The following is a 25,071-nucleotide window of genomic DNA, read 5'->3' as shown; positions in this document are numbered from 1 at the left end:
GAGCGCAATGAGACACCATGCCCCGGGTGCGCCCGGGGCAGCAGCGGCCCCGGCGGGAGGAGCGAGCGCGTCAAAGCGAACGTGCCGGGGCTGCCACATGATCACCCGGATTGCGCTGTTCGTATCGCTGATCTCGGCCCTTTCCGCGCCTGTCGCGGCAGGGGAACCGGAGGTTGAGCGCGTCCTGCCGGTATCCGGTCTTTCCGTCGCCTTCTTCGACCTGATCGACGACACGCCGACATGGCGGATCCGCTTCACCGCGCCCGGCCTCGCGTCCGAGGACGTGGACTACGCATCGGTATCTGACGACATGGCGTGGCTGTGCCAGGAAGAGGCGCTGCCGCGTCTCGAAGCTGTCGCTGCGTCACCCGAACACATCGTCGTCACGCTGATGCAGGAGCCGGTGGAATTCGGCGCCGCGATGCCCGGAATCCGCCAGTTTTTCGAAAGCTACACGGTCGAAGACGGCCTCTGCATCTGGGAGGTCTACTGATGACTCCACTATATCTAGCGCAAAACGCCCCATCTGGACGGGTTTATGCGTCTTCCGAGTCACAGGTGAAATCGCTTGCTCGGACCGCGTATCTTTTCCCCCGCAAGGCCGTTATTCTGACACGCGATTGCACCCAAGCAATCGACACCTCGAAAGGGGGGTGGCAAAGTGCGGCCTCCCGTTCAATGACAGGAGCAAGAGATGTCCAAGAGCATCAAACTGCTTGCCATGCTTTCGGTTGTCGCCGGCCTCTCGGCTTGCGCACAGCAGGAAGAAGAAGAGTACGTCGTGGTCAACCCTGAGCCGATCAGCGTTGAGCCGGTGTACACGGGCAAGTACAAGTAAGAACCTATCGGGGCGGGTGGTAACCCCGCTCGTCCCGACATTTCTATCGAGCACGGCTGATCGGGCCCCGTCGAACGAGGGCCGGACATGCTGAAGCACCGCGGTTTTCCGGGCCGCCTGCCAGGCACGGACTTTCAGTTCACGATCCGTCGCGCCAATCCTAAGGGCGCGACGCCTATCGTACGGCGCGACCGCTATCGCGACCGGCGCGCGCCAGACCGCAAGGCCGACTGGGTCTTCATGTCGGCGCTGTGGTATCACTTCGGCGACCAACCCTTCGAACGCGGCAACCTCGATGCCGGACGTCTGTCGTGGCTGTTCGGCCGCGAGGTCCTGCCCTACGACGACCCCTTCGATCCGGAGTCCTACGAGGCCCGCCTGATCATCGACGAGACCGCCGCGCGCGCATCCTTCCCCGAGGCCTTCGACGACCAGGAGCCGTGGGAAAAATGACCGTGCGCGTGGTTTTGCCGATCTCCCGATTTTATGCGCGGCACAATGCCGACGGGAATCTGCAGGCCATTTCACACTTTGCCGCGAGCGCCGCTTCTGCCAGCCTGACGACAGGTCAAGGGTTCAGTCCGTACAAGGCTGTCCGTTCCGCCCTTGCCCGTTCCCCAAAGGGGCGGCCGCACTTGTCCCCAGTACGGTCGCCCCGCCCTTGGGAGCACTTCCAGGAATGGTCGGATCGTCAGGAGTGTGTGTCATGCCACGTCATGCGGAGAAACTTCTGGAAGTTTGCACCTCTTTGGGCGACTCTGACCGCAGAGCAGAAAAAACATAAGCCTGAGGCAGACAGATGCAGACCCTTCGTATATCTTTCGCCATATTGGCGATGTTCCTGCTTGCAAGTTGTGGCGACACGCTTGGAGAGCAGGCCGTCGTGGGCATGGGCGCCGGTGGCGCCGCAGCCATGGTCCTTGAAAAGGACGCCATCACGGGCGCGGCCGTCGGTGCCGCGGCCAACATCGCCTATTGCAGGACATATCCGTCGCGCTGCTGAAAACAGGACGATACGCGCGCGTGCCGGGGTTTTCGTCAAAAATTTTCTGAAAAATGACGAAGACCCGGGACCCTTGTGCCCCGCGCGTGCGTATGGTCGTACGAATAATCAACACTATCCGGCCTTTTCCAAGGAGGACATCCAATGCGCATTCTCACCCTCACCGCCGCTCTCGCTGCGACTCTCGGCCTTGCGGCCTGCGAAGGCACCGATCTGGAGCGCGGCGCTCTGGGGGCCGGTATCGGCGCGGCAACCGCGGCAGCGACCAACCGCAACGTGGCGGCAGGTGCAGCCATCGGCGGCGCAGCCGGTGTGGTCTGCGACGACGTCACACCGCAGCTCTGCAACTGATCGCAAGCTGACATCCGGCCTGCGCCTTCGCGGCGCATTCGGGCCGACAGTTACGGAAACACGCCGTCCGGGGCTTTGTCCCCGGGCGGCGTTTTCGTGTGCCCACATTCCCTGCCGAGGCGGGGCGACAGACGACACGCCCGGGGCGTGACGACAAGGAACACGCCCTCGGCGTGACGAACGAAGGGACGAGAGATGTTTGAAAAGATCCTGATCGCGAACCGGGGCGAAATCGCCTGCCGGGTCATCAAGACCGCGCGCAAGATGGGCATCAAGACGGTGGCCGTCTACTCCGACGCAGACAAGCACGCGCTGCATGTCGAGATGGCCGACGAGGCCGTGCACATCGGCCCGCCGCCCGCCAACCAGTCCTACATCGTGATCGACAAGATCATGGATGCCATCGCAAAGACCGGCGCGCAGGCGGTGCACCCGGGCTACGGTTTCCTGTCCGAGAACCCGAAATTCGCGCAGGCGCTCGAAAAGGCCTCCGTCGCGTTCATCGGCCCCCCGGTCAAGGCGATCGAGGCAATGGGCGACAAGATCACCTCGAAGAAGATCGCGCAGGAGGCGGGCGTCAGCACCGTGCCCGGCTACATGGGCCTGATCGAGGATGCCGACGAGGCGGTGAAGATCTCCAACGAGATCGGCTATCCGGTGATGATCAAGGCCTCAGCCGGCGGCGGCGGCAAGGGGATGCGGATCGCGTGGAACGACGCGGAGGCACGCGAGGGCTTCCAGTCGTCGAAGAACGAAGCGGCCAGCAGTTTCGGCGACGACCGCATCTTCATCGAGAAGTTCGTCACCCAGCCGCGCCACATCGAGATCCAGGTCCTGTGCGATGCGCATGGCAACGGCATCTACCTGAACGAACGCGAATGCTCGATCCAGCGCCGCAACCAGAAGGTGGTCGAAGAGGCCCCGTCCCCCTTCCTTGACGAGGCCACCCGCAAGGCGATGGGGGAGCAGGCCGTCGCGCTGGCCAATGCGGTGGGCTACGCCTCCGCCGGGACGGTGGAATTCATCGTCGACGGCGAGAAGAACTTCTACTTCCTCGAGATGAACACCCGCCTGCAGGTGGAGCATCCGGTGACCGAGCTGATCACCGGCGTCGACCTTGTCGAACAGATGATCCGCGTCGCCAACGGCGAGCCGCTGTCGATCACCCAGGACGACGTGAAGATAAACGGCTGGGCCATCGAGAACCGCCTCTACGCCGAGGACCCGTACCGCAACTTCCTGCCCTCCATCGGGCGTCTGACCCGCTATCGTCCGCCGGAAGAGGGCAAGCTGGGCGAGGGGGTCGTGCGCAACGACACCGGCGTCTTCGAGGGCGGCGAGATCTCCATGTACTACGACCCGATGATCGCCAAGCTCTGCACCTGGGGGCCGACCCGCGAGGCGGCCATCGAGGTCATGCGCAACGCGCTCGATTCGTTCGAGGTGGAGGGGATCGGGCACAACCTGCCGTTCGTCGCCGCGGTGATGGATCACCCGAAGTTCATCTCGGGCGACATGACCACCGCCTTCATCGCCGAGGAGTATCCCGACGGCTTCGACGGCGTGACCCTCGACGAGGCGCAACTGAAGCGCGTGGCCGCCGCCGCCGCCGCGATGAACCGCGTGGCGGAGATCCGGCGCACCCGTGTGACCGGGCGTCTCGGCAACCACGAACGCCGTGTGGGCGCCGAATGGAACGTGTCGTTGCAGGACACCTCCTTCGACGTGACCATCGACGCCGACCAGAAGGGCGCGACCATCTCCTTTGCCGAGGGCGGCACGATGCGGGTCGAGGGCGCCTGGACACCGGGCCAGAGCCTCGCCTGGATGACCGTGGACGGCGCGCCGCTGGTCCTGAAGGTCGACAAGATCATCCAGGGCTTCCGCCTGCGCACCCGCGGCGCCGACCTGAAGGTGCATGTCCGCAGCCCGCGCCAGGCCGAACTGGCCCGGCTGATGCCCGAGAAGCAGGCCCCCGATACTTCAAAGCTGCTGCTTTGCCCGATGCCCGGCCTGATCGTGAAGATCGACGTGGAGGAAGGGCAGGAAGTGCAGGAGGGGCAGGCGCTCTGCACTGTCGAGGCAATGAAGATGGAGAACATTCTGCGCGCCGAGAAGAAGGGCGTGGTGTCCAAGATCAACGCGGGCCCGGGCGACAGCCTGAGGGTCGACGACGTGATCATGGAATTCGAGTGAGACCATGGCGGCAGGCGGCAGGCAGGGGCAGAGAGGCAGGCGTCGGACGGGTGTCCGGCGGCCCTTTCCGCTGCGCCCGCCGGCTGCCGCCGCACCTCTCTGTGTGCGCACTGCTTTTGGACCCGTGACCTCCGGACAATTTCCGGTTTATTGTCGGCGCGGGACGGGATCGAGTGGGGACACGGGCGATGGTGCGACGCGTCGCGGCAATCTGGCTGATGCACAGCCTGGCCTTTCTGGCCGGGCTGATCGTGTCCGGCGTTGTCGCGGTGGGTCTCTGGGCGGTGGTGCCCGTGGCCGGGCCGACCTGGATGCTGTTCGGCATGGCGCTGTCGGTTTCCATCGTGGCGGTGGGCGCGGGCTACGGCCTGTACCTGACGCTGGTGGGGCTGCTGCTGGATGTGGATCTCGGCTGGGCGTACTACCTGCTGGGGCCGGTCATCGTGCTGGTGGTCATGGCGCTGGTGTTCCTCGGGGTCTACTGGCACATCCTGACCGTGGGGCAGGGCAGCCTTGCGGGCTACGTGGCGCTTTTCGTGATCGGCGGGGCGATCCTGACCCATCGCGCCACGGGCATCCGGCCCCTGACGGAGGCCGAGGAAGACGCCTGACCGGCGCCTCCCGGACCGGCGAAACGAAGTCTCAAGACCTTGCGCTTAACCTCCCGGCCCGTACCGAACGGCCGGAGGCAGGACATGATGCGGATCGCAAACCACGTGGTGTTGCTGTTGTCGGCGCTGCTGGTGCTGTCGTCCTGCCTTCCCCTAGACAAGGAGGAGGAGGTCCGCGCCGAGCTGTCCGGCCTCGTCTACCTGGCGCAGACCCGGCGCTTCACGTCGAAGCCCACCTGCACGGCGGCGATCTTCGACCTCGCGTCCTCCTCGGTGCGCAGTCAGGCGGTGCGTATCGTCTCGGACGTGCGCTCCGGGCTGCGGCTGGTGAAGTCGGGGCGCGTGGTGGCCTTCGACGTGCCGGGGGCCAACCCCAACACCGTATCGGAGCAGCTGATGTCCATCAGCCTGGAGGAGGGCATGGGCCTGCTGTCCAGCTTCATCGGGCCGTCGATGGCCTGCATGGACGACCAGTTCCAGCTCGATGCCTATTACGCGCTGATGTCGGAGCAGAGCCTGACGATCTACGACCCGGCGAACAACGCGATCATGCTCTTGCACCGCAGCGCGCGGCTGCTGTTCTTCATGCGCGGCAACGTCTGAGGGCGGTTCAGAAGCCCTTCAACTCGTCCTGCCGGAGCGGCAGCTTGTCGATGGAGCGGGAGATTTCCCTGACCGACCACGGGCCCGGCTTGCGGGTGACGATGGTGCCGTCCTTGGCCATCACCACCAGCATGAAGCCGCGCGGCCGCAGCGCCTTGCGGACGGAGGTCATCGCCTCCGGGTCGCTGTCGACGATGATCACCACGTCGCGTTCCTCCAGCGCCGAATACCGCTCGGTCAGCAGTTCGATCTGTTCCTGGAAGCGCGGATCGGCGGCATTGTCGGCAAAGACCACCACCGGACGCTTGATCCAGAGCCAGTCGGACAGGGATGTCTCGGCGGCGTCGAGGACGACCGGCCTCTCGGCGTCGGTCTCGACCTCGTTGTCTGCGGCCCACGCCTGTGTCGGGGGGGCGGCCCCCAGGCTAAGAACGGCGATCAGGCATAAAATCCAACGCATGTCAGCAGATATATGCTGCCCGACGCGGCCTGCACAGTGCACAAGCGCGGCAGCCCCCGAAAATTTTACCTTTAACGGCATCGTCACCGGGTGGCGGGCAAGGTCCGTCCCCGCAGGGACCGTACGCGCATCGGGTGCGTCCGGGCGCCTCGGGACCGTGACGGCCATGCAGATCATTCTCCATCTCGGCGCCCATCGTGCCGCCACCACCAGCTTCCAGACCTACCTGCGCGCCCACCGCGCCGACCTGGAGGAGCGCCAACTGGGGTTCTGGGGGCCATGGCGCACCCGCAAGGGGCTCCTGCATGGCGTGGCCGAGGCACCGGAAAGCCCGGAACAGGCGCGCCGCGCCACCGGACGCGTCCGCCTCGCCCTCGAAGGTGCGCGCAAGACCGGCATCGCGCGGCTTGTCGTCAGTGACGAGAACATGCTGGGCATGCCGCGCCGGTGCCTGCGGCAGGCCAGCCTCTATCCCGGCGCCGGAGAGCGGGTGGCCCGGCTGGCACAGGCCTTCGGCCAGGTCAACACGATCTGTATTCAGGTGCGCGCGCTGGATGCCTGGTGGGCCTCGCTCATCGGGCACGTCATCCCGCGCGGCGAAGCGGTGCCCTCCGATGACACGCTCGCCCGCATCGCCGCCAACCCGCGCAGCTGGCGCGAACTGGTCACCGAACTGGCCTGCGCCTGTCCGGAGGCAGAGATCGTTGTCACCCCGTTCGAGGCGTTCTGCGACCGCCCCGACCGCCTGCTAACGGTGATGAGCGGGCTGACCCACCTGCCGGTCGCCCGGCCGGGCGCATTCTGGCGCAACCGCCGCCTCGACCTGAGGGGCCTGCGCACGACACTTTCGGACCGGGGCGAAGATCCCGGCCACCTGCCGGAGGGAGAGGGCCGCTACATGCCCTTCACAGAAGGCCAGCGCGCCCGCCTGCGCGAAGCCAATGCCGACGATCTGTTCTGGCTCGAGGCCGGGGCGGACGGGCTCGCAACATTGAAAGCCGACCCGGACCCGGGCCGCCGCAGGCTGACCCTGGCGGCGGGTCTGAAAGAGAGAGGACACACACATGACGGATCTCCCCGACGACTGGCGCGCGATCGCTGAAAAGGAACTGCGCGGCAAGGCTGTCGACGACCTGACCTGGGACACGCTGGAGGGCATCCCGGTCAAGCCGCTCTACACCGCCGCGGACACCGAGGGCCTGCCGCACATGGGCAGCCTGCCGGGGCAGGAGCCCTTCACCCGCGGCGTGAAGGCAACGATGTACGCGGGCCGTCCGTGGACGATCCGCCAGTACGCCGGTTTCTCCACCGCCGAGGAATCGAACAACTTCTACCGCAAGGCGCTGGCCGCCGGTCAGCAGGGCGTGTCGGTCGCCTTCGACCTCGCCACGCACCGCGGCTATGACAGCGACCACCCGCGCGTGGTGGGCGACGTGGGCAAGGCCGGTGTAGCCATCGACAGCGTCGAGGACATGAAGATCCTGTTCGACGGCATCCCGCTCGACAAGGTGTCCGTTTCGATGACGATGAACGGCGCGGTGATCCCGGTGCTGGCGAACTTCATCGTCACCGGCGAGGAGCAGGGCCATGACAGGTCGGTGCTGTCCGGAACCATCCAGAACGACATCCTGAAGGAGTTCATGGTCCGCAACACGTATATCTATCCGCCCGCGCCCTCGATGCGGATCATCTCGGATATCATTGCGTATACATCGGATTACATGCCGAAGTTCAACTCGATCTCGATCTCCGGCTACCACATGCAGGAGGCGGGCGCGAACCTCGTCCAGGAGCTGGCCTTCACCCTCGCCGACGGCAAGGAGTACGTGAAGACCGCCATGGAAGCCGGTATGGACATTGACAAATTTGCCGGCCGGCTGTCGTTCTTCTTCGCCATCGGCAAGAACTTCTTCATGGAAGTGGCAAAGCTGCGCGCCGCGCGGCTCCTTTGGCACCGCATCATGACGGAGCTCGGGGCGCAGAACCCCCGGTCGAAGATGCTGCGCACGCACTGCCAGACCTCCGGCGTGTCGCTGGCCGAACAGGACCCCTACAACAACGTCATCCGCACCGCCTACGAGGCCATGTCGGCTGTGCTGGGCGGCACCCAGTCGCTGCACACCAACGCGCTGGACGAGGCGATTGCCCTGCCGACGGAATTCTCCGCCCGCATCGCGCGCAACACGCAGCTTGTGCTGCAGGAGGAAACCGGCGTCACCAAGGTCGTCGATCCGCTGGCGGGTTCCTACTACGTCGAGAGCCTGACCAACGAACTGGCCGAACGGGCCTGGGCGCTGATCGAGGAAGTGGACGAGATGGGCGGCATGACCCGCGCCGTCGAATCCGGGATGCCGAAGCTCCGGATCGAGGAAACCGCCGCGCGCCGTCAGGCCGACATCGACCGTGGCACCGATGTGATTGTCGGCGTCAACAAGTACCGGCTGGAGAAGGAGGACGATCTCGACATCCTCGACATCGACAACGCCAAAGTGCGCGAGAGCCAGGTCGCCCGGCTGGAGAAGATCCGCGCCACCCGCGACGAGCCAGCCTGCACCGCGGCCCTCGACGAACTGACCCGCCGCGCCAAAGAGGGCGGCAACCTGCTCGACGCGGCGGTCGAAGCGGCGCGCGCACGTGCCACCGTAGGAGAGATCAGCATGGCGATGGAAAAGGAATTCGGCCGGCACCGGGCAGAGGTGAAGACCCTCGCCGGTGTCTACGGCGCGGCTTACGAGGGCGACGAGGGCTTTGCCGCCATCCAGAAATCGGTGGAGCAGTTCGCCGAGGACGAAGGCCGCCGCCCGCGCATGCTGGTGGTCAAGATGGGGCAGGACGGCCATGACCGCGGCGCCAAGGTCATCGCCACCGCCTTTGCCGACATCGGCTTCGACGTCGACGTGGGCCCGCTGTTCCAGACCCCGGAAGAGGCCGCGCAGGACGCCATCGACAACGACGTGCACGTGGTGGGCATCTCCAGCCAGGCCGCCGGTCACAAGACGCTTGCGCCGCAACTGGTGAAGGCGCTGCAGGCCGAAGGGGCGGGCGACATCATCGTGATCTGCGGCGGCGTCATCCCGCACCAGGACTACGAGTTCCTGAAGAACGCAGGCGTCAAGGCGATCTTCGGCCCTGGCACCAACATCCCGGAAGCGGCGCAGGACATCCTGCGGCTGATCCGGCAGGCGCGGTCCGACGCGGCGGCCTGACACCCTTCGCGCGTCCCCGGTCTGGGGGCGCGCACAATCGCTTTGGAAGGCAAAGCTACTCGCGCCGAACCCGGCGCTGCGCATCCCCGCAAGCAGCGGCGGGGCGCATCCTGCTGGATCGAGCGTCCGGCGCAGAACACGCGCGTCGCATCAAATCCGGCATTCCAAAACCCAGATTGGCCTTAAACCCAACGCCCAAGGCGTTATCGATGCGCCCTGTTCAGGGCGTTGTCGAGTTGGGCTATTGGGGAGAGGGGCCGCGAAGGCCCCTCAATGGGGCCTTCTGTCCGAGAGCTTGAAACGCTGGAACATACGAATTCGAAGTCTATCGCTCGGGCCATATTTAGGAACAGCGGTATCGGGGCCGACCTTCTCGGACGGCCCCGACACAGTAGGTTCAGGCCGCGGTGGCGCTGGCCTCACGCTCGGTCTCGTCCGGCGTGTCTGCCTTGCTGGTCGACATGCGCAGGGCGACAAAGCCGATGATGCCCGAGATGATCGACCCGCTCAGCACGCCGATGCGCACCTCGTTCATCAGGGCCGGGTCCGAGAAGCTCAGCGAACCGATGAAGAGCGACATGGTAAAGCCGATGCCCGCAAGGCAGGCGATGCCGTAGATCTGCGCCCAGTTCGCCCCGTGGGGCATCCGCGCCATTCCGGTCTTCACCATCAGGAAGGTCACGCCGAAGACGCCCACCTGCTTGCCGATGATCAGGCCAAGCGCGATGCCGAGCGGCAGCGGCGCCAGAACCTGGCTCATCTCCATGCCCGCCAGCACGACACCCGCGTTGGCGAAGGCGAAGACGGGGATGATGAAGTAGAGGACATAGGGCGACAGGCCGTGCTCGAGCGAGTGCAGGGGGGACTTGCCCCATTTGTCCTTGAGCGGGATGAAGAAGGCCGTGACGACACCCGCCAGCGTCGCGTGCACGCCGGACTTCAGCACCAGCACCCAGAGCACGAGGCCCAAAAGCAGGATCGGTGCCACGCGGTGGACGCGCTGACGGTTCAGGTACCACATCAGCGCCATGGGAAGCAGCGCCATCAGCAGGTAGGTCACCTTCAGCTCGGCGGTGTAGAACAGGGCGATGATGATGATCGCGCCCATGTCGTCGAGGATCGCCAGCGTCAGCAGGAAAACCTTGAGCGAGGCAGGTACCCGGTCTCCGACAAGCGCGAGAACGCCAAGGGCAAAGGCGATGTCGGTGGCCGCGGGGATCGCCCAGCCGCCGACCGTTTCGGGGTTGCCCAGGTTGAAGATCAGGTAGACCGCGGCGGGCAGGACCATGCCGCCCACGGCCGCCATGCCGGGCAGCACCACGTCGGATGGGTTCTTCAGCTTGCCTTCCAGCAGCTCGCGCTTCAGTTCGAGGCCGATCAGGAAGAAGAAGATCGCCATCAGGCCGTCGTTGATCCACAGGATCAGCGGCTTTTCGAGGCCCTCGCCGTTGATCGTCACGCTGAAATAGCTGCCCAGCACCTTTTCGTAAAAGATGTCGAGGCCGGAGTTGGCCACGATCATGGCCAGGACCGCTGAAAGTATGAGGAGGATGCCCCCCGAAGCTTCGTGACTGAAAAACTTGTCCAGAGCGCGCAGCAGCATCCGATGGTTCCCTCATGTAAAGATTATATATTCAGTCATATTTGGGACGCATGGCCCAGCTTTCAACGCAACAGGGGTCGATTTTCCGCTTTGCAGCATGGATTTGCGCGTCTATCGTGCTGCGACTGCACGGAAATCCCGCCCATGGTGAAGCTGACCCTCGATCATATCGCCGTCCTGGGCGAGACCCTCGCCGAAGCCATCGCGCATGTCGAAGGCGCGCTGGGACTGCCCATGTCCTCGGGCGGCACGCATCCGCGTTTCGGCACGCACAACCAGCTCGTGGGCCTCGATCCCGACCTTTACATCGAGGCGATCGCCATCGATCCCTCCGCGTCCGCCCCGCCGGATGCGCGCTGGTTCGGGCTCGACGGTTTCGAGGGCGAGGCGCGGCTGGACAAGTGGGTCTGCGCCGTGCCGGACATCGAGGCGGCCATCGCGGCGCTGCCCATGGCCGGGCGGGCCGTGTCCCTCAGCCGGGGCAAACTGTCATGGACCATGGCGGTGCCCGAAGACGGACTCCTGCCGTTCGACGGGCTGTTCCCGGCGCTGATCCAGTGGCACTCGACGGTGCCGCCGGGGCGCTCTCTGCCCGCCTCCGGCGCGGCGCTGACCGAACTGACCGTCACCCATCCCGACGCCGCCGCCCTGAGCGATCTTCTCGCCCCCTATCTCGACGCACCGCAGGTCCGATTCGTGGAGGGGCCGGCAAACTTGGCGGCCACGATCCGACACGCGGACACGGAAATCATCCTGGCATGATCCTGCGCACCGCAGAGCCGCGCGATGCGGCGGCCATCGCGGCGATCTGGAACGAGATCATCGACCACACCGCCATCACCTTCACCAACGAACGCAAGACGCCCGAGGGCATCGTCGCCGACATCGCGTCGCGCGGCCCGGCCTTCATCGTGGCCGAAGACGCTGGGCGCCTTGCAGGCTTTGCCACCTATTTTCCGTTCCGTGGCGGCCCCGGTTACGCTCATACAAAGGAACACTCCATCCAGTTGGCAGAACACGCGCGCGGCGCGGGCCTTGGCCGCCTGCTGATGGCAGAGCTTGAGCGAGTGGCCCGCGCCGAGGGCGTGCACAGCCTCTGGGCCGGTGTCTCAGGCGAGAATCCCGGCGGCGTCGCCTTTCACGCCGCCATCGGATTTACCCCCATCGCGACCCTGCCTCAGGTGGGCTTCAAGTTCGGGCGCTGGATGGATCTCGTGCTGATGCAGAAAATTCTGTAATTCCTGCCCTGACAGTTTCGCTGCATCGCGGTAAAATGCCCGCATGTCGATCTGGTCCCGCATAACCCAGGCGCTTGCTGCGCTCACCTCCGGCGAAACGCTCGGCGCGCTCTTCGACCGTCTGCGCACGCCGCCGGAACGCTCCGTGGCGTTCACAATCGCCGTGATCGCGCTGTCTGCGAAGATGGCCAAGGCCGACGGACTGGTCACACGGGACGAGGTCACCGCCTTCCGCGAGGTGTTTCACATCCCGGCCGAGGAAGAGGGCAACGCCGCGCGTGTCTTCAACCTGGCCCGGCAGGACGTGGCCGGGTTCGAGGAATACGCCCGCCGCATTTCCACCATGTTCGGCGAGAACCGCGAGGCGCTTTGCGACCTGATGGAGGGGCTGTTCCACATCGCCATGGCGGACGGCCAGTATCACCCGGCCGAGGACGCCTTCCTGACCCGCGTGTCCGAGATATTCGGCATGTCGGAAAATCGTTTCCGTTCGATGCGCGGCCGGCTGGTGCCCGACGCGGTGCCCGATCCCTACGACGTGCTGGGCGTCACGCCGGACATGGACCTGCCGGAGATCCGCAAGCACTGGCGGCAACTGGTGCGCGACAGCCATCCGGACGTGATGATCGCGCGCGGCGTGCCGGAAGAGGCGGTGAAGATCGCCGAAAAGCGGATGGCCGCGATCAACCGCGCGTGGGAAGAAATCTCCACCCGCGAAGCTGCCTGACGCCCACCTTGCGGTTCGCCACCTACAACGTCGAATGGTTCGACTCGCTGTTCGACGACAAGGGGCGGCTTTTGGCCGATCAAGGCTGGTCCGGGCGGCGAGACGTGACCCGCCGCGCGCAGGCAGAGGCCCTGGGCACCGTCTTCAGGGCGCTCGACGCCGACGCGGTCATGGTGATCGAGGCGCCCGACACCGGCAGCCGCCGGTCCACCACCCGGGCCCTCACCTCCTTTGCGCAGGCCTTCGGGCTGCGGACCTCCGCCACGATCACCGGTTTCGCCAACGACACGCAGCAGGAAATCGCGCTGCTCTACGACCCGGCGCGGCTGACCGCCCGGCACGAACCGATGGCCACGGCAGGCGCGCCGCGGTTCGACACCGAATTCCGGATCGACCTCGACATTGACGCCTTTCCCGACCCTGTCCGCTTCTCCAAACCGCCGCTTGAGCTGACTGTCACCACCGCCTCCGGCCAGGCGCTGCACCTGATCGGGGCGCATCTGAAGTCCAAGGCCCCGCACGGCGCGCGCAACCGGGACGATGTCATGCGGCTGGCCATCGCCAACCGGCGCAAGCAACTGGCGCAGGCGATCTGGCTGCGCGCCCGCATCGACGCCCTCCTGTCCGACGGCCAAAGCGTGATCCTGCTGGGCGACCTGAACGACGGTCCCGGCCTCGACGAGTTCGAGAGCCTGTTCGGCCGCAGCTCCGTCGAGATCGTGATGGGGCAGGGCGACACGGCCCTTCACGATCCCCACGCGACAGAGGCCCTGGCAAGCCGCATCAGCGCGCAACCGGCCACCTCGCGTTTCTTTATCGAGCCGGAGAACCGCTATCTTCAGGCGCTGCTAGATTACGTGATGGTGTCGCCGGACCTGATGGCACGGCAGCCGGAATGGCGGATCTGGCATCCCTTCGACAATCCCCGCTGCTGGCGCGACCCGGAGCTGCGCGAAGCGCTGTTGACCGCCTCCGATCACTTCCCGGTCACGCTCGACCTGGAAATCTGAGGGCACGGCCCTTCCCGGACTGCGCCCGTCGACCTATCTTCACGGTATGAAACAGATCGCCGCACCGCTGCTCGCCCTGTCGCTCCTCGCCGCGCCCGTCGCCGCGCAGGAAGAAGACAACGGCGGCTTCAACCTGATGGAAGAGGGCGCACGGCTGTTCTTCCGTGGCCTGATGGGCGAGATGGAACCGGCGCTTCAGGAACTCGAGGACCTCGCCCGCGAGATGCGCCCGCAGATGAAGGCCTTCATGACAGAGATGGGCCCGGCACTACGCCATCTCCTGGAAGAGGTGGAGGACTGGTCGGTCTACGAGCCGCCCGAGATCCTGCCCAACGGCGACATCATCATCCGGCGCAAGACCCAGCCGGAAGACGAAGAGCCGCTGCCGGACAACGGCGAAATCGAGCTGTGATGTCAGGGCATTGCCCGCCGGAAAACTCCGGCCCGCAGACCATTTGATGCCCTGCGTGATCCAGCACGCCGCAACTGCCTCAGCCTGACACGACCTCGAACTCTTGCGCGCCCATGGCCTGCGCCAGAGACTTGAACCGGGCGCGCGCGACCTCTCCGTAAAGGTCGATCATGTCCGGCTCCAGCCGCAGCACCAGCCGCTTGCCGTCCCAGTCGAAGCGCGCGTGACCGGCAGAGGATTCCAGCGTCCAGAGCATCGCGCCAAAGCGCATCGCCTTGCCCAGCACCTCCGCCTCGCGCCGGTGCGCCTCGTCCAGAAGGTTGTAGAGGTCTTCGAACCGGGTGCCTTCGCGCTTGTTCTTGTAGCGGTGCAAAAGCGACAGCCCGAGGTACACCCGCTCCCAGTGTTTCAGCCCGCCAAGGTTCGCACGGGTGGCGTTGTCGAAACAGGTTTCCGCCCGGTAGTCCGGATGCGCGCGCCAGCTCACGTCGTGCAGCAGGCAGGCGGCGTGGATCAGGCGCCGGCGCCCCTCCGACGCATCGGGAAATAGCGGCAGGACGAAATCGTAAAGCTGCCGGCCGAACCCGGGCAGGCGCGCGTCCTTGGCTTCGGCAAACCGGCAGGCCTCGATCAGCGGATCGCGGTCGCGCAGCACATGCGGCATCTGTTCGTACAGCAGGCCCTCGCGGATGCCATAGCTGGAAATCGCGATGTCGGAGGGCTGAAAGCTGGCCACGATCTGCTGCAGCACCTCCGCCGCGAACGGCACCAGCGCCATGCGCGTCGACGACACGCCCGCCGCCTTGCGCAGCACCTCGTGGTCCGGCTGCGCCTCGATGAAGGCCACGGTTTCCGCCACGGTCGAGGCGTCCATCCGGTATTCGTGCAGCACACGCAGCGGATACTCGCGGCGCAGCATGTCGATGCGCGCGATGGCCCGCCAGCTTCCGCCCACCAGGAACAGCCGGTCGCGCTGCGTGCCCATGTAGTCGGTCAGCGTGTCGATCTCCTTGCGGATGTGCTTGTCGCGCGCCTTCTTGCCGCCGTCGAGGTCCTTCAGTTTCAGCGGCCCCAGCGCCGAGGTCATGCGGCGTCCGACGCGGCCCCCGCCGATCTCGGCCAGTTCCATCGACGATCCGCCGATGTCGCAGACAAGGCCGTAGGACCCGGGCCAGCCCAGCAGCACACCCTGCGCCGAGAGCCGCGCCTCTTCCGCACCGTCGATCACGTGCACAGTCAGCCCGGTTTCGTCCTCGATCTGGCGGCGGAACGCCGGTCCGTCCTCCGCATCGCGCATGGCGGCGGTGGCGACTACCGTCAGGCCCGACAGCCGCATCCCTTCCGCCATGAGGCGAAAGCGCTTCATCGCTTCAAGCGCACGCACGCGCCCTTCGGGGCTCAGGTGTCCGGAGGTGTCCATGCCGTCGCCCAGGCCGCACAGGATCTTTTCGTTGAAGTAGTAGGCCGGGCTGCGCGCTGCGCCGTCGAACACCACCATCCGGACAGAGTTCGACCCGATGTCCACCACGCCAACGCGGCTCAGCGCCCGCGCTTCGGGTCCGTCGAACAGAGGATGGCCGAACGGATCCCAGTGACCGTGGCTCTCTTCGGTTTCATCCATAAAACGCGCTCCCACGGTCCGTCTTGGGCGGAGTCCTAGGGGCAGGGGGAGGGGGGGTCAAGAAAGGACCGTCCTCTCCGTCACTTGGCGCGGGATCAGCGGAACAATGACAACAGCAGGGACGGGGCCTGGTTGGCGATGGAGAGGGAGGTCACCGCAAGCTGTTGCTGCACCTGAAGCGCCTGAAGTTGCGCCGCCGTCTCCTCCATGTCGGCGTCGACCAGCGTGCCGATTCCCGATTTCAGCGCGTTGGACAGGCCCTTCACGAATTCCGCCTGGCTTTCCAGGCGGCCGCCGGCGCTGCCGAAAGAGGCCGCTGCATCGATGGCTGTGTCCAGCAGCCTGTCGATATCCGCCAGCGCCGCATCTGCCCCCTTTTGCGAGGTCACATCCATGTACATCAGCGACGACAGGCCGCCGCCGATGGTGCTGGACGCATCCGCCGCGTACTGGTCCACCCGGACCGAGAAGGTGTCGCCGACCGTCCCGGCGCCGGTAAAGGTGATGGTATTTCCGCTGACCTCCGCACCGATGCCGCCGGTGGCAGTCGCGCCGAGGTCAGCCTCCACGTAGCGGTTGAACTGCGCGGTGAGCGCGCGGGCCACGTCGGCCATGGTGTCGCCGTCGCGCGCCACGTAGTTGATCTCGTTCCCGGAGGCGGTGTCGGAGGGCGCACCACCCGCCGACCCGCTGATCCAGATCGAGAAGCCGGTTCCGGCGGCAACCGACTGCGACGCCGAGGTGCCGAAGGTCGTGACGCCCGTCGGCGCCGTTGCGGCACCTGTCAGCGCGCTTGCCGTGGCATCGCCGAAGCCGGTGATGTCGTTGGCGCCCGCGGCCAGCGAGGTCAGCCCGGTTCCGATGCTTGACAGGGTCAGCCCGAGGTCCTGCTTGCCCACGCGAATGTCGGAGGCGCGCACGCCGGATGACGACCGGTCCAGCGACGCCAGCACGTTGATGCCGCCGCTGCCCGCGTTCATGGACCGGTTGGACAAGAGGTTCAGCCCGTTGAACTGCGCCGCACCGACAACCGCCCCGATCTGGTCGCGCAGCGCGGCGATATCAGCCTGGATCTTGGCGCGGTCGACGTTCTCTTCCTGCGCGGCGACGATCTTCTCCTTCATGCGGGTCAGGAGGTCGGTCACCGACTCGGCCCCCTTGCGGGCGACCGCGACGCTCGACATGCCGAGGTTCAGGCTGTCCGAAATGCGCGAAAAGCCCGCGACGTCGGATTCCATCGTCTTGGCGATGGCCCAGACGGCGGCGTTGTCGCGCGCGTTGCCGACCCGCAACCCGGTCGAGACCTTGCGTCGTGTCTGCGACAACTGCTCGTTGATCGACTTCAATGTCTGCAGGGCGATCATCGCGCCCCGGTTCGTCAGAATGCTGGACATGGCACTCACCCAAATCTCGAAACCAAACGCCGCTTTCCGGCGCCATCTTCTGATGTTGCGAGCCAAGGGTCCGAGGTCGCGCCACCCGGGGAGAGTGCAGGCCCACAGTACCGCGCGCATGTTAACACCGCGCTAGGACTGGTTGCGGATTCCTTCGAACTCTCCTTAAAAAATCATGCCCCGCAAACGGGTTGCGGGGCATGATCTTTGTTCGTAAGCCGCGCGTCAGGGGACGCGCGCGCCTGTCATCAGCGGAAGAGCGACAGCAGCGACTGCGGCGCCTGGTTGGCGATGGACATGGCCTGGATCGACAGCTGCTGCTGGACCTGGAGGGCCTGCAGGCGGGCGGAGGTTTCTTCCATGTCCGCGTCCACCAGCGTACCGATACCGGACTTCAGCGCGTCGGTCAGGCCGGAGACGAAGTCCGACTGCGTCTCGATCCGCATCTGCGCGGAACCGAAGGCGGCGGCGGAGTCGATCGCGATGTCGATCAGCCCGTCGATCGCCGTAAGTGCCGCATCGGCACCGGTCTGCGTCGTCACGTTCACGTCCGCCAGTGCAGACAGACGGCCACCGATGGTGGTGGTGGCGCTCGGATCGTACTGGTTGACGGTCATCGAGAAGTTGTCGCCGGTGTTGTCGTGGCCGGTAAAGACGATCTCGTTGCCGTTCTGGACGGTGGCGTTGACGGTGGACCCGGCACCGAGGTCGTTGGTCGCGTAGGAGTTGAACGAAGCGGCAAGGCCCGCCACGACATCCGCCATCGTGTCGCCGTCACGGGCAACGTAGGAAATGTCGTTGCGGCCGGACGTGGCGGCAAGGCCGTTGCCCGCCGTGCCGGTGATGGTGATTGAGAACCCGGTGCCCGCCGCCACGGAGTCGGTCGACGCCGTGCCGAAGGTCGTGGTGCCGGTCGGGGCAGTGGCCGCGCCGGTCATGACATAGGCCGCCGCGTCGCCGTCGCCGGTGATGTCGTTGTTCGCGCCGGTCAGAGCGGTGAGCGACGCACCGATGGACGAGGAGCCGGTGCCGAGGTCCTGCTTGGCCACACGGATGTCGGTGGAGGACACCGTGCCGTCGCCGGAGCGGTCGATGGAGGCCAGCACGTTGATGCCGCCGGAATTTGCCGTCTGCTCTGTGTTCTCCAGCAGGTACTGACCGTTGAACTGCGATGCACCGACAACGGCGGCGATCTGGTCGCGCAGGGCGTTGATGTCGGTCTGGATCTTGTTGCGGTCGACGTTCTCTTCCTGGGAGGCGACGATCTTTTCCTTCACCTGCGTCAGGAGTTCGGTGACGGTTTCTGCCCCTTTGCGGGCGACGTCGATGGTGGCCTGACCGAGGCTCAGGCTGTCGGAAATGCGCTTGAAGCCGGCAACGTCGGATTCCATCGCCTTGGAGATTGCCCAGACGGCGGAGTTGTCCTTGGCCGTGGCCACCCGCTTGCCGGTGGAGATCATGCCCTGGGTTTCGGTCAGCGACCTGTTGACCATCTTGAGGGTCTGCAGAGCGGTCATCGCGCCGGTGTTGGTAAGAATGCTCGACATATCGAGTGCGCCTTTCATATTGGCATGGCGTGTTTACGCCGGTTGTGCCAGCCGTTCGGCCGACTTCGGGAAAAGCGTCTTCTGACGATTGCAGGCGGCTCAGGGGCGTTCACGTGCCCGGGGCCCTGCCTTTCAAACCACCCGCGTTCCGGGCGGATTCTCCCCGCGGCCCGATGCGGGCCGGGGAAAGCGCCCCGGGGAAAGGGCCCCTCCCTGCGGTCTTTCACCGAAGGAAGGGCGCGCCCCGGGGCGCTTCGTTCCGTTAGCGGAAGAGACCCAGCAGCGACTGCGGTGCGCTGTTGGCGATGCTCATGGCCTGGATGCCCAGCTGCTGCTGGACCTGCAGGGCCTGAAGCCGCGCCGAGGTTTCTTCCATGTCCGCGTCGACCAGCGTGCCGATGCCGCTCTTGAGCGCGTCGGTCAGGCCGGACACGAAGTCCTTCTGCGACTCGATGCGCATCTCGGCAGAACCGAAGGCTGCGGCGGAGTCGATTGCGGTGTCGATCAGTGCGTCGATCCCGGCCAGCGCCGCGTCCACCCCGGTCTGGGTGGTGACGTCGATGTCGGCGAGCCCCGACAGCCTTCCACCGATGGTGGTGGAGGCATCGGCGGCGTACTGGTTGATGGTCAGCGAGAAGTTGTCGCCGGTGCCGTCATGGCCGGTAAAGACGATCTCGTTGCCGTTCTGCACGCTGGCGTTGACTGTCGTGTCGGTGCCCAGATCGTTCGCTGCGTAGGTGTTGAACGACTGCGCGAGACCCGCCACGACATCCGCCATCGTGTCGCCGTCACGGGCGACGTAGGAGATGTCGTTGCGGTCGGTGGTCGCCGCAAGGCCGTTGCCCGCCACGCCCGAGATGGCGATTGAGAACGCGGTGCCCGCCGCCACGGAGTCGGTCGAGGCGGTGCCGAAGGTCGTGGTGCCTGTCGGCGCGGTGGCAGCACCGGTCATGACATAGGCGGCGCCGTCACCGTCGCCGGTGATGCTGTTGTTCGCGCCGGTCATCGCGGTCAGCGACGCACCGATGGACGAGGAGCCGGTGCCGAGATCCTGCTTCAGGACGCGGATGTCCGAAGAGGTCACGCCGTCGAAAGACCGGTCGATGGAGGCCAGCACGTTGATGCCGCCGGAGTTCGCCGTCTGGTCGGTGTTGGTCAGCATGTACTGACCGTTGAACTGAGCCGCGCCGACAACGGCGGCCACCTGGTCGCGCAGGGCGTTGATGTCCGTCTGGATCTTGTCGCGGTCGACGTTCTCTTCCTGCGCCGCGACGACCTTTTCCTTCACCTGGGTCAGGAGGTCGGTCACCGTCTCGGCACCCTGACGGGCGACGGAGATCGTGGCCAGGCCGAGGCTGAGGGAGTCTGAGACCTTCTTGAAGCCCGCGACATCGGACTCCATCGCCTTGGAGATGGCCCAGACGGCAGCGTTGTCCTTCGCGGAGTTCACCTTCTTGCCGGTGGAAATCTGCGTCTGGACGGCACCCATCTGCCGGTTGATGCCTTTCAGAGTCTGCAACGCGGCAATTGCCCCGTTGTTCGTGAGAATACTCGACATGAGTCTCGCCTTTCGGTTCGTGGCGCGTTTGGCGCCGGGATTTGCCGGTGTCCTTCTCCGGCATCAGAACCGTCTTCTGACGCTACGGACCGCATCCTCACGACACGTCCGCGCCACTCAGGTCGAGTGCAGGGGCAACATGCGCCCCGCCGATTAATCTCCATTTAACGATTTGCGGCCCCCGAAGGGTCATTTCAGGGCAGGGATGTGGCGCGCTGCCCAAGTGCTGACACAGCGATGAATCCGGGATTCACCATGTCGGCCCAAGTCGTTGATACAAAGGGGGCTTTTCCAACCTGTCCAATGCTAAGCATCCAACCCCATGACACGGGTCCTACCGGGTCTTGAGTCGTCAACCCGGCGCTCGATCCGCCGTCTGACACCGCCCCCGGCACCCGGCCGGAGGCGCGTTTCGTTAACACAGTTGAACCTTCAGTCCTCGGTGTGCGTCAGTTGGGGCACGTCCTTCGCCCCGGCAGAGCCGCGGCCCGAAAGCGAGGGGTTCTCCATGAAGAACCGGTGGCAGTTGAACGCGAACTCCCCCTCCGGCACGGCATGGCGGGCAAAGCGGCCCGACGGCTCCATCACCCAGCTCTGCGCCGTGTCCGCAAGGTTCGCCGCCATGATCTGGCTGACGATCTGCGCCTTCACCGTGGCGTTGCGGATCTCCACGCCGGTCTCGATCCGGCGGTTCAGGTTGCGGCCCATCCAGTCGGCCGACGAGATGAACACCCGGCTCTTGCCGTGCGGCAGGCCGTGGCCGTTGCCGAAACAGGCGATCCGCGAATGTTCGAGGAAGCGGCCCACGATGGATTTCACCCGGATGTTCTCGCTGAGGCCCTTCACCCCGGGACGCAGCCCGCATATGCCGCGGATCACGCAGTCGACCTTCACGCCGCCCTGGCTCGCGCGGTAGAGCGCGTCGATCATGTCCGGCTCGATCAGCGAGTTCATCTTGAGCCAGATCGCCGCCGGACGGCCTGCCGCCGCGTGCTCGATCTCTTTCTCGATCAGGTCGAGCATCCCCGGTTTCAGCGTGTGCGGCGAGATCAGCAGGTTCTCCAGCCCCTCGGGCATCGCGTAGCCGGAGAGGTAGTTGAACAGCTTCGCTGCATCGCGCCCCAAAGCCGCATCGCAGGTGAAGAACGACAGGTCGGTGTAGATCTTCGCGGTGATCGGGTGGTAGTTGCCTGTGCCCCAGTGCGTGTAGGTCACCAGCTTGTCGCCCTCGCGGCGCACCACCTGGCTGATCTTGGCGTGGGTCTTCCATTCGAGGAAGCCATAGACCACATGCGCGCCGGACCGCTCCAGCCGCCGCGACTGGCGGATGTTGGCGGCCTCGTCGAAGCGCGCCTTCAGTTCGACCAGCGCCGTCACCGACTTGCCGTCCTCCGCTGCTTCGCAGAGCGCGGCCACGATGGGCGAGTTCTTCGACGTCCGGTAGAGCGTCTGCTTGATCGCCACCACGTCGGGGTCGAGCGCGGCCTGGTTGAGGAAGCGCACCACCATGTCGAAGGTCTCGTAGGGGTGGTGCAGCAGCATGTCCTTCTGCTTGATCGCGTCGAACATGTTGCCGTCGAAGTCCTGCACCCGCTCCGGCACGCGCGGGGTGAAGGTGGGCCACAGCAGGTCGGGGCGGGAATCGAGCACCAGCTCCTTGGTGTCGGCCACGCCCAGCATCCCGTTCAGCTCGATCACCTCGTCGGGGGCGACGTGCAGCTCGCGCATGACGATGCCGCGCAGGGCCTTCGGCGCACCGGCGCTGACCGTCAAGCGCACCACCTCGCCGCGGCGGCGCCGCTTCAGCGCGACCTCGAACTCGCGCACCAGGTCCTCGGCCTCTTCCTCCACTTCGAGGTCGCTGTCGCGCAGCACGCGGAAACCGAAGTGATCCTTCACCTTGTATTGCGGGAACAGCGAATCGATGTGCAGCAGCACCACGTCCTCGAGGTAGATCACCCGGTGGTGGCCCGGCTCCGAGGGCAGGGTCATGAACCGGTCGATCTGCGCGGGGATCGGCAGCAGCGCCTGCAACGGTCGCTTGTCGCGGTTCCGTTCAAGCTGCAGCGCAAGGCAGTAGCCCATGTTGGCGATGAACGGGAAGGGGTGCGCAGGGTCGATGGCCAGCGGCGAAAGCACCGGGAACACCTGTTCGAGGAACGCGGTGCCGAGGTGCTTCACATCCGCCTCCGTCAGGTCGTCGCGCCCGACGATGTGGATGTTCTCCTCCGCCATCTGTCCCTGCAGCACACCCAGCACGCGCTGTTGTTCGGCCATCAGGTTGCGGGCGTCCTCGTCGATCAGGACAAGCTGCTCCGCCGGGGTCAGCCCGTCGGCGGCGGGCGTGGTGTTGCCGTTGTGCGCCAGCTCGCGCAGACCGGCGACGCGCACGGTGTAGAACTCGTCGAGGTTCGCGGCCGAGATCGACAGGAAGCGCAGCCGCTCCAGCAGGGGGACGCGCGGGTTCTCGGCCTCTTCCAGCACACGCCAGTTGAAGCCGAGCCAGCTCAGCTCCCGGTTCACGTAACGCCCCGGCCCCTGCAGGTCGAGCTCGGGCAGGTCGGTGGCGGGCGGCAGCGGGGATTTGAGAAAGTCGGCAATGGTCATGACGGGCTTATGCCTCTGGTTCTGCAACGGATTGATGACAGTGGCGCAGAGATCCCCGGCGCCTGTTGTCCACAGTCTTGCCCGCGCGCAGCCGTGGCCGCAAGCCGCTGCAAACAACCGTCTTCCCGGCTGGCGGGCTCAGGCGGTGCCGTTGTCGTCCGTGGCGGCCATGCGCGCCAGCACCGCGACAGCCATAGCCCGTGTGACCCGCTTCTTGTGCGCCAGCGACGCCTCGTCCAGCGCCGCCACCACCGCCCGGGCAGCGGCGTGGCTGCGCGGCATGTGCCGGGTGAGATACGACAGCACCTCCGGCCCCGGCGTGATCTGCCGGTCGGCGAACTGCTTGGCCAGAAGCGCGGTCAGAAGCGCATCGTCCGGCGCCCCCATCCGCGCCACCTGCGCCCCCATGATCCGGCTTTTCAGGTCGGGCAGCACCAGCGGCCAGAGCGTCGGCTCCCGCTCTGCCGTCATGAGAAGCGAATGCCCCTGCGCCAGAACGAGGTTGTGCAGGTGGAAGAGCGCCTCCTCGGCCGGACGGTCGCCCGCGATCTGCGGCACGTCCTCGACACAGACCGGGCCAGAGGCGAGGTCGGGGATCTCCGCCTCCGCCAGTGTGTCGGCGCCGACGATGCGGGCGCCCGACAGCTTTGCCCACACATGGGCGAGATGCGTCTTGCCGGACCCGCGCGGCCCGCAGATCACCATCTTGGCGCCGGGCCATTCCGACCAGCGCTCCACCAGCGCGACCGCCATGGCATTGGCCTCGCTGACAAAGAAATCCTCCCGCCCGAGCGCCTCTCGCGCGGGCAGGGGAAGCGGCAGTTGCTTCGATCCCGTCACCGGGTGTCACGCCCCGGCTGGCTGACGGTCAGATGCGCCGTCGCCTGCGTCATCTCCGGACCGCCGACGCGCTCCGTGGCCGAGACCGACTCTGCGTCGTTTCCGGCAAATCCGAGGTACAGCTTCGATTCGCGGTAGCGGTCGCCGAGGAAGCGCACGATCACGCCCATGGCGGCGGCAAGCGGCACCGCCACCAGAAGCCCGATGAAGCCGAAGAGCGCGCCGAAGACCGACAGCGCCAGCAGCAGCCACACCGGGTGCAGCCCCACCGAACTGCCCACAAGGCGCGGCGTCACGATGTTGCCCTCGATGAACTGGCCGGACTGGAAGATCGCCCAGACCGCGACGATCCACCACCACTCGCCCCAGAACTGGAACAGCGCGAGGCCGATGGCCAGGCCGCCGCCCACGATGGCGCCCACGTAGGGGATGAAGGTCAGGAAACCGGCCACGACGCCCACCACCAGCCCGAACTGCAGGCCAACGGCCCAGAGCAGCACGGCATAATAGGTGCCGAGGATCAGCATCACCGACCCCATGCCGCGTATGAACCCTGCCAGCACGCTGTCGACGTCGCGGGCCAGCTTGCGCACCGTCTCGCGGTGATCCAGCGGCACGAGGCTGTCGATCTGCGCCACCATGTTGTCCCAGTCGATCAGCATGTAGACCGCCACGACCGGCACGATGAGGAACAGCATCAGCACGTTGAGGAGCGACCCGACCGAGGCCAGCGCAGTCTCGGCCACAGCGGCCCCCTTGGTCTTGATCGTCTCGCCCAGCGAGGCCAACGACTGCTGCACCACGCCGCCGTCGGTCATCATGTTCGGGAACTTCTCCGTCAGGAAGGCCTGCAGGTCGCGGAAAAGTTGCGGCGCGGTCTCGAACAGCGCGGTGGTCTGCCCGATCAGCATCGGGATGATCGCCACCGTCAGCACCACGAAGATCAGCACCGCGGCGACGGTGATCACCCCCACCGACACGCCGCGCGACAGGCCCGCCCGCTCCAGCCGGTCGGCCACCGGGTCCAGACAGTAGGCAATAGCCCCGCCCAGCACGAAGGGCAGCAGGACATTGCCGAGGAACCACAGGGTCACGGCGAAGATCGCCGCGGCGATCCCCCAGTATTTCAGCTGCTTTCGGACCGGCAGGGCCATGGGCGCTCCTTTTGCTGCGCTGCCACAATCGCCCGCGCAGACGCCGGTTTCAAGGCCGCAGGCGGGGTGTGTCAAGTCCGATATGCCCACCT

Annotated in this window: 24 protein-coding genes; 15 read left to right on the top strand and 9 right to left on the bottom strand. The window is 66.0% G+C overall.

The window, feature by feature from the left end:
• The first annotated feature begins 97 nt into the window (after positions 1-97).
• The 8 genes from CDO87_RS01710 (at position 98) to CDO87_RS01680 (ending at position 5,602) form a co-directional block, all read left to right on the top strand.
• The gene (locus CDO87_RS01710) at positions 98-493 is read left to right on the top strand and encodes a DUF6497 family protein (protein WP_100927155.1); all 396 of its coding nucleotides are present in this window, start codon (positions 98-100) and stop codon (positions 491-493) included.
• Between the two features lie 201 nt (positions 494-694).
• Complete coding sequence (locus CDO87_RS26960; RefSeq protein WP_005856236.1) at positions 695-838, top strand: hypothetical protein; 144 nt, start codon at positions 695-697, stop codon at positions 836-838.
• 87 nt (positions 839-925) lie between these two features.
• The gene (locus CDO87_RS01705; RefSeq protein WP_100927154.1) at positions 926-1,291 is read left to right on the top strand and encodes a hypothetical protein; all 366 of its coding nucleotides are present in this window, start codon (positions 926-928) and stop codon (positions 1,289-1,291) included.
• A gap of 346 nt (positions 1,292-1,637) precedes the next feature.
• On the top strand, positions 1,638-1,841 hold the full coding sequence (locus tag CDO87_RS01700; RefSeq protein WP_100927153.1) for a hypothetical protein: 204 nt from the start codon (positions 1,638-1,640) through the stop codon (positions 1,839-1,841).
• 144 nt (positions 1,842-1,985) lie between these two features.
• Entirely contained in the window at positions 1,986-2,192 is a 207-nt protein-coding gene (locus CDO87_RS01695; RefSeq protein WP_005856230.1) for a hypothetical protein, read from the top strand.
• Between the two features lie 195 nt (positions 2,193-2,387).
• Positions 2,388-4,388 carry an acetyl/propionyl/methylcrotonyl-CoA carboxylase subunit alpha gene (locus CDO87_RS01690; RefSeq protein ID WP_100927152.1) on the top strand — a complete coding sequence of 667 codons (2,001 nt, stop codon included), beginning with the start codon at positions 2,388-2,390 and terminating at the stop codon, positions 4,386-4,388.
• Positions 4,389-4,576: 188 nt separating this feature from the next.
• Entirely contained in the window at positions 4,577-4,999 is a 423-nt protein-coding gene (locus CDO87_RS01685; protein ID WP_100927151.1) for a hypothetical protein, read from the top strand.
• 84 nt (positions 5,000-5,083) lie between these two features.
• Positions 5,084-5,602: a hypothetical protein gene (locus CDO87_RS01680; RefSeq protein WP_100927150.1), complete on the top strand. Its 519-nt coding sequence runs from the start codon at positions 5,084-5,086 to the stop codon at positions 5,600-5,602.
• A 7-nt stretch (positions 5,603-5,609) separates the two neighbouring features.
• Here CDO87_RS01680 and CDO87_RS01675 read toward each other — a convergent pair whose 3' ends face one another.
• The gene (locus CDO87_RS01675) at positions 5,610-6,062 is read right to left on the bottom strand and encodes a DUF4174 domain-containing protein (RefSeq protein ID WP_100927149.1); all 453 of its coding nucleotides are present in this window, start codon (positions 6,060-6,062) and stop codon (positions 5,610-5,612) included.
• Between the two features lie 166 nt (positions 6,063-6,228).
• Here CDO87_RS01675 and CDO87_RS01670 point away from each other — a divergent pair, with 166 nt between their 5' ends.
• The gene (locus tag CDO87_RS01670; RefSeq protein WP_100927148.1) at positions 6,229-7,164 is read left to right on the top strand and encodes a hypothetical protein; all 936 of its coding nucleotides are present in this window, start codon (positions 6,229-6,231) and stop codon (positions 7,162-7,164) included.
• Positions 7,127-9,268, top strand: a complete 2,142-nt coding sequence (scpA, locus tag CDO87_RS01665) for a methylmalonyl-CoA mutase (protein WP_100927147.1) — start codon at positions 7,127-7,129, stop codon at positions 9,266-9,268. Before CDO87_RS01670 ends, scpA begins: the two co-directional genes overlap by 38 nt.
• Positions 9,269-9,665: 397 nt before the next feature.
• Here the strand turns inward: scpA and nhaA are convergent, their stop codons facing one another.
• Entirely contained in the window at positions 9,666-10,871 is a 1,206-nt protein-coding gene (gene nhaA, locus CDO87_RS01660) for a Na+/H+ antiporter NhaA (RefSeq protein WP_100927146.1), read from the bottom strand.
• Between the two features lie 144 nt (positions 10,872-11,015).
• On the opposite strand from nhaA, the gene CDO87_RS01655 reads away from it, so the two are divergent.
• The 5 genes from CDO87_RS01655 to CDO87_RS01635 are packed head-to-tail and all read left to right on the top strand — an operon-like array spanning position 11,016 to position 14,258.
• Positions 11,016-11,633 carry a VOC family protein gene (locus CDO87_RS01655; RefSeq protein WP_100927145.1) on the top strand — a complete coding sequence of 206 codons (618 nt, stop codon included), beginning with the start codon at positions 11,016-11,018 and terminating at the stop codon, positions 11,631-11,633.
• Positions 11,630-12,109 (top strand): GNAT family N-acetyltransferase, encoded by a 480-nt coding sequence (locus CDO87_RS01650; RefSeq protein WP_100927144.1) that lies wholly within the window; start codon positions 11,630-11,632, stop codon positions 12,107-12,109. The genes CDO87_RS01655 and CDO87_RS01650 overlap by 4 nt, the downstream gene beginning before the upstream one ends.
• A 43-nt stretch (positions 12,110-12,152) precedes the next feature.
• On the top strand, positions 12,153-12,836 hold the full coding sequence (locus CDO87_RS01645; protein WP_100927143.1) for a TerB family tellurite resistance protein: 684 nt from the start codon (positions 12,153-12,155) through the stop codon (positions 12,834-12,836).
• An 8-nt stretch (positions 12,837-12,844) separates the two neighbouring features.
• Positions 12,845-13,846 carry an endonuclease/exonuclease/phosphatase family protein gene (locus CDO87_RS01640; RefSeq protein WP_100927142.1) on the top strand — a complete coding sequence of 334 codons (1,002 nt, stop codon included), beginning with the start codon at positions 12,845-12,847 and terminating at the stop codon, positions 13,844-13,846.
• A 46-nt stretch (positions 13,847-13,892) separates the two neighbouring features.
• Positions 13,893-14,258, top strand: a complete 366-nt coding sequence (locus tag CDO87_RS01635; RefSeq protein WP_100927141.1) for a hypothetical protein — start codon at positions 13,893-13,895, stop codon at positions 14,256-14,258.
• Between the two features lie 79 nt (positions 14,259-14,337).
• Here the strand turns inward: CDO87_RS01635 and CDO87_RS01630 are convergent, their stop codons facing one another.
• The 7 genes from CDO87_RS01630 to CDO87_RS01600 form a co-directional block, all read right to left on the bottom strand.
• Positions 14,338-15,879: a Ppx/GppA family phosphatase gene (locus CDO87_RS01630; protein ID WP_100927140.1), complete on the bottom strand. Its 1,542-nt coding sequence runs from the start codon at positions 15,877-15,879 to the stop codon at positions 14,338-14,340.
• A gap of 95 nt (positions 15,880-15,974) precedes the next feature.
• Positions 15,975-17,273, bottom strand: a complete 1,299-nt coding sequence (locus tag CDO87_RS01625) for a flagellin (protein WP_100927139.1) — start codon at positions 17,271-17,273, stop codon at positions 15,975-15,977.
• Between the two features lie 248 nt (positions 17,274-17,521).
• Entirely contained in the window at positions 17,522-18,820 is a 1,299-nt protein-coding gene (locus tag CDO87_RS01620) for a flagellin (protein ID WP_198521801.1), read from the bottom strand.
• 262 nt (positions 18,821-19,082) lie between these two features.
• Entirely contained in the window at positions 19,083-20,378 is a 1,296-nt protein-coding gene (locus CDO87_RS01615; RefSeq protein WP_100927137.1) for a flagellin, read from the bottom strand.
• A 432-nt stretch (positions 20,379-20,810) separates the two neighbouring features.
• Entirely contained in the window at positions 20,811-22,985 is a 2,175-nt protein-coding gene (locus tag CDO87_RS01610) for an RNA degradosome polyphosphate kinase (RefSeq protein ID WP_100927136.1), read from the bottom strand.
• 138 nt (positions 22,986-23,123) lie between these two features.
• Positions 23,124-23,825, bottom strand: coding sequence for an HdaA/DnaA family protein (locus tag CDO87_RS01605; RefSeq protein WP_198521800.1), 702 nt, complete (start codon positions 23,823-23,825; stop codon positions 23,124-23,126).
• Positions 23,822-24,979 carry an AI-2E family transporter gene (locus tag CDO87_RS01600; RefSeq protein WP_100927135.1) on the bottom strand — a complete coding sequence of 386 codons (1,158 nt, stop codon included), beginning with the start codon at positions 24,977-24,979 and terminating at the stop codon, positions 23,822-23,824. The genes CDO87_RS01605 and CDO87_RS01600 overlap by 4 nt, the downstream gene beginning before the upstream one ends.
• Positions 24,980-25,071: the final 92 nt, after the last annotated feature.

It is taken from the genome of Sagittula sp. P11, from assembly GCF_002814095.1.
GTDB lineage: Bacteria > Pseudomonadota > Alphaproteobacteria > Rhodobacterales > Rhodobacteraceae > Sagittula.
The sequence above is the reverse complement of the archived record's forward strand: the minus strand, read 5'-3'. Positions and strand labels throughout refer to the sequence as shown.

Bases quoted from the DNA above. Each gene is read 5' to 3' on its own strand.
- CDO87_RS01710 (WP_100927155.1), top strand. From the start codon at position 98: ATGATCACCCGGATTGCGCTGTTCGTATCGCTGATCTCGGCCCTTTCC.
- CDO87_RS26960 (WP_005856236.1), top strand. From the start codon at position 695: ATGTCCAAGAGCATCAAACTGCTTGCCATGCTTTCGGTTGTCGCCGGC.
- CDO87_RS01705 (WP_100927154.1), top strand. From the start codon at position 926: ATGCTGAAGCACCGCGGTTTTCCGGGCCGCCTGCCAGGCACGGACTTT.
- CDO87_RS01700 (WP_100927153.1), top strand. From the start codon at position 1,638: ATGCAGACCCTTCGTATATCTTTCGCCATATTGGCGATGTTCCTGCTT.
- CDO87_RS01695 (WP_005856230.1), top strand. From the start codon at position 1,986: ATGCGCATTCTCACCCTCACCGCCGCTCTCGCTGCGACTCTCGGCCTT.
- CDO87_RS01690 (WP_100927152.1), top strand. From the start codon at position 2,388: ATGTTTGAAAAGATCCTGATCGCGAACCGGGGCGAAATCGCCTGCCGG.
- CDO87_RS01685 (WP_100927151.1), top strand. From the start codon at position 4,577: ATGGTGCGACGCGTCGCGGCAATCTGGCTGATGCACAGCCTGGCCTTT.
- CDO87_RS01680 (WP_100927150.1), top strand. From the start codon at position 5,084: ATGATGCGGATCGCAAACCACGTGGTGTTGCTGTTGTCGGCGCTGCTG.
- CDO87_RS01675 (WP_100927149.1), bottom strand. From the start codon at position 6,062: ATGCGTTGGATTTTATGCCTGATCGCCGTTCTTAGCCTGGGGGCCGCC.
- CDO87_RS01670 (WP_100927148.1), top strand. From the start codon at position 6,229: ATGCAGATCATTCTCCATCTCGGCGCCCATCGTGCCGCCACCACCAGC.
- scpA (WP_100927147.1), top strand. From the start codon at position 7,127: ATGACGGATCTCCCCGACGACTGGCGCGCGATCGCTGAAAAGGAACTG.
- nhaA (WP_100927146.1), bottom strand. From the start codon at position 10,871: ATGCTGCTGCGCGCTCTGGACAAGTTTTTCAGTCACGAAGCTTCGGGG.
- CDO87_RS01655 (WP_100927145.1), top strand. From the start codon at position 11,016: ATGGTGAAGCTGACCCTCGATCATATCGCCGTCCTGGGCGAGACCCTC.
- CDO87_RS01650 (WP_100927144.1), top strand. From the start codon at position 11,630: ATGATCCTGCGCACCGCAGAGCCGCGCGATGCGGCGGCCATCGCGGCG.
- CDO87_RS01645 (WP_100927143.1), top strand. From the start codon at position 12,153: ATGTCGATCTGGTCCCGCATAACCCAGGCGCTTGCTGCGCTCACCTCC.
- CDO87_RS01635 (WP_100927141.1), top strand. From the start codon at position 13,893: ATGAAACAGATCGCCGCACCGCTGCTCGCCCTGTCGCTCCTCGCCGCG.
- CDO87_RS01630 (WP_100927140.1), bottom strand. From the start codon at position 15,879: ATGGATGAAACCGAAGAGAGCCACGGTCACTGGGATCCGTTCGGCCAT.
- CDO87_RS01625 (WP_100927139.1), bottom strand. From the start codon at position 17,273: ATGTCCAGCATTCTGACGAACCGGGGCGCGATGATCGCCCTGCAGACA.
- CDO87_RS01620 (WP_198521801.1), bottom strand. From the start codon at position 18,820: ATGTCGAGCATTCTTACCAACACCGGCGCGATGACCGCTCTGCAGACC.
- CDO87_RS01615 (WP_100927137.1), bottom strand. From the start codon at position 20,378: ATGTCGAGTATTCTCACGAACAACGGGGCAATTGCCGCGTTGCAGACT.
- CDO87_RS01610 (WP_100927136.1), bottom strand. From the start codon at position 22,985: ATGACCATTGCCGACTTTCTCAAATCCCCGCTGCCGCCCGCCACCGAC.
- CDO87_RS01600 (WP_100927135.1), bottom strand. From the start codon at position 24,979: ATGGCCCTGCCGGTCCGAAAGCAGCTGAAATACTGGGGGATCGCCGCG.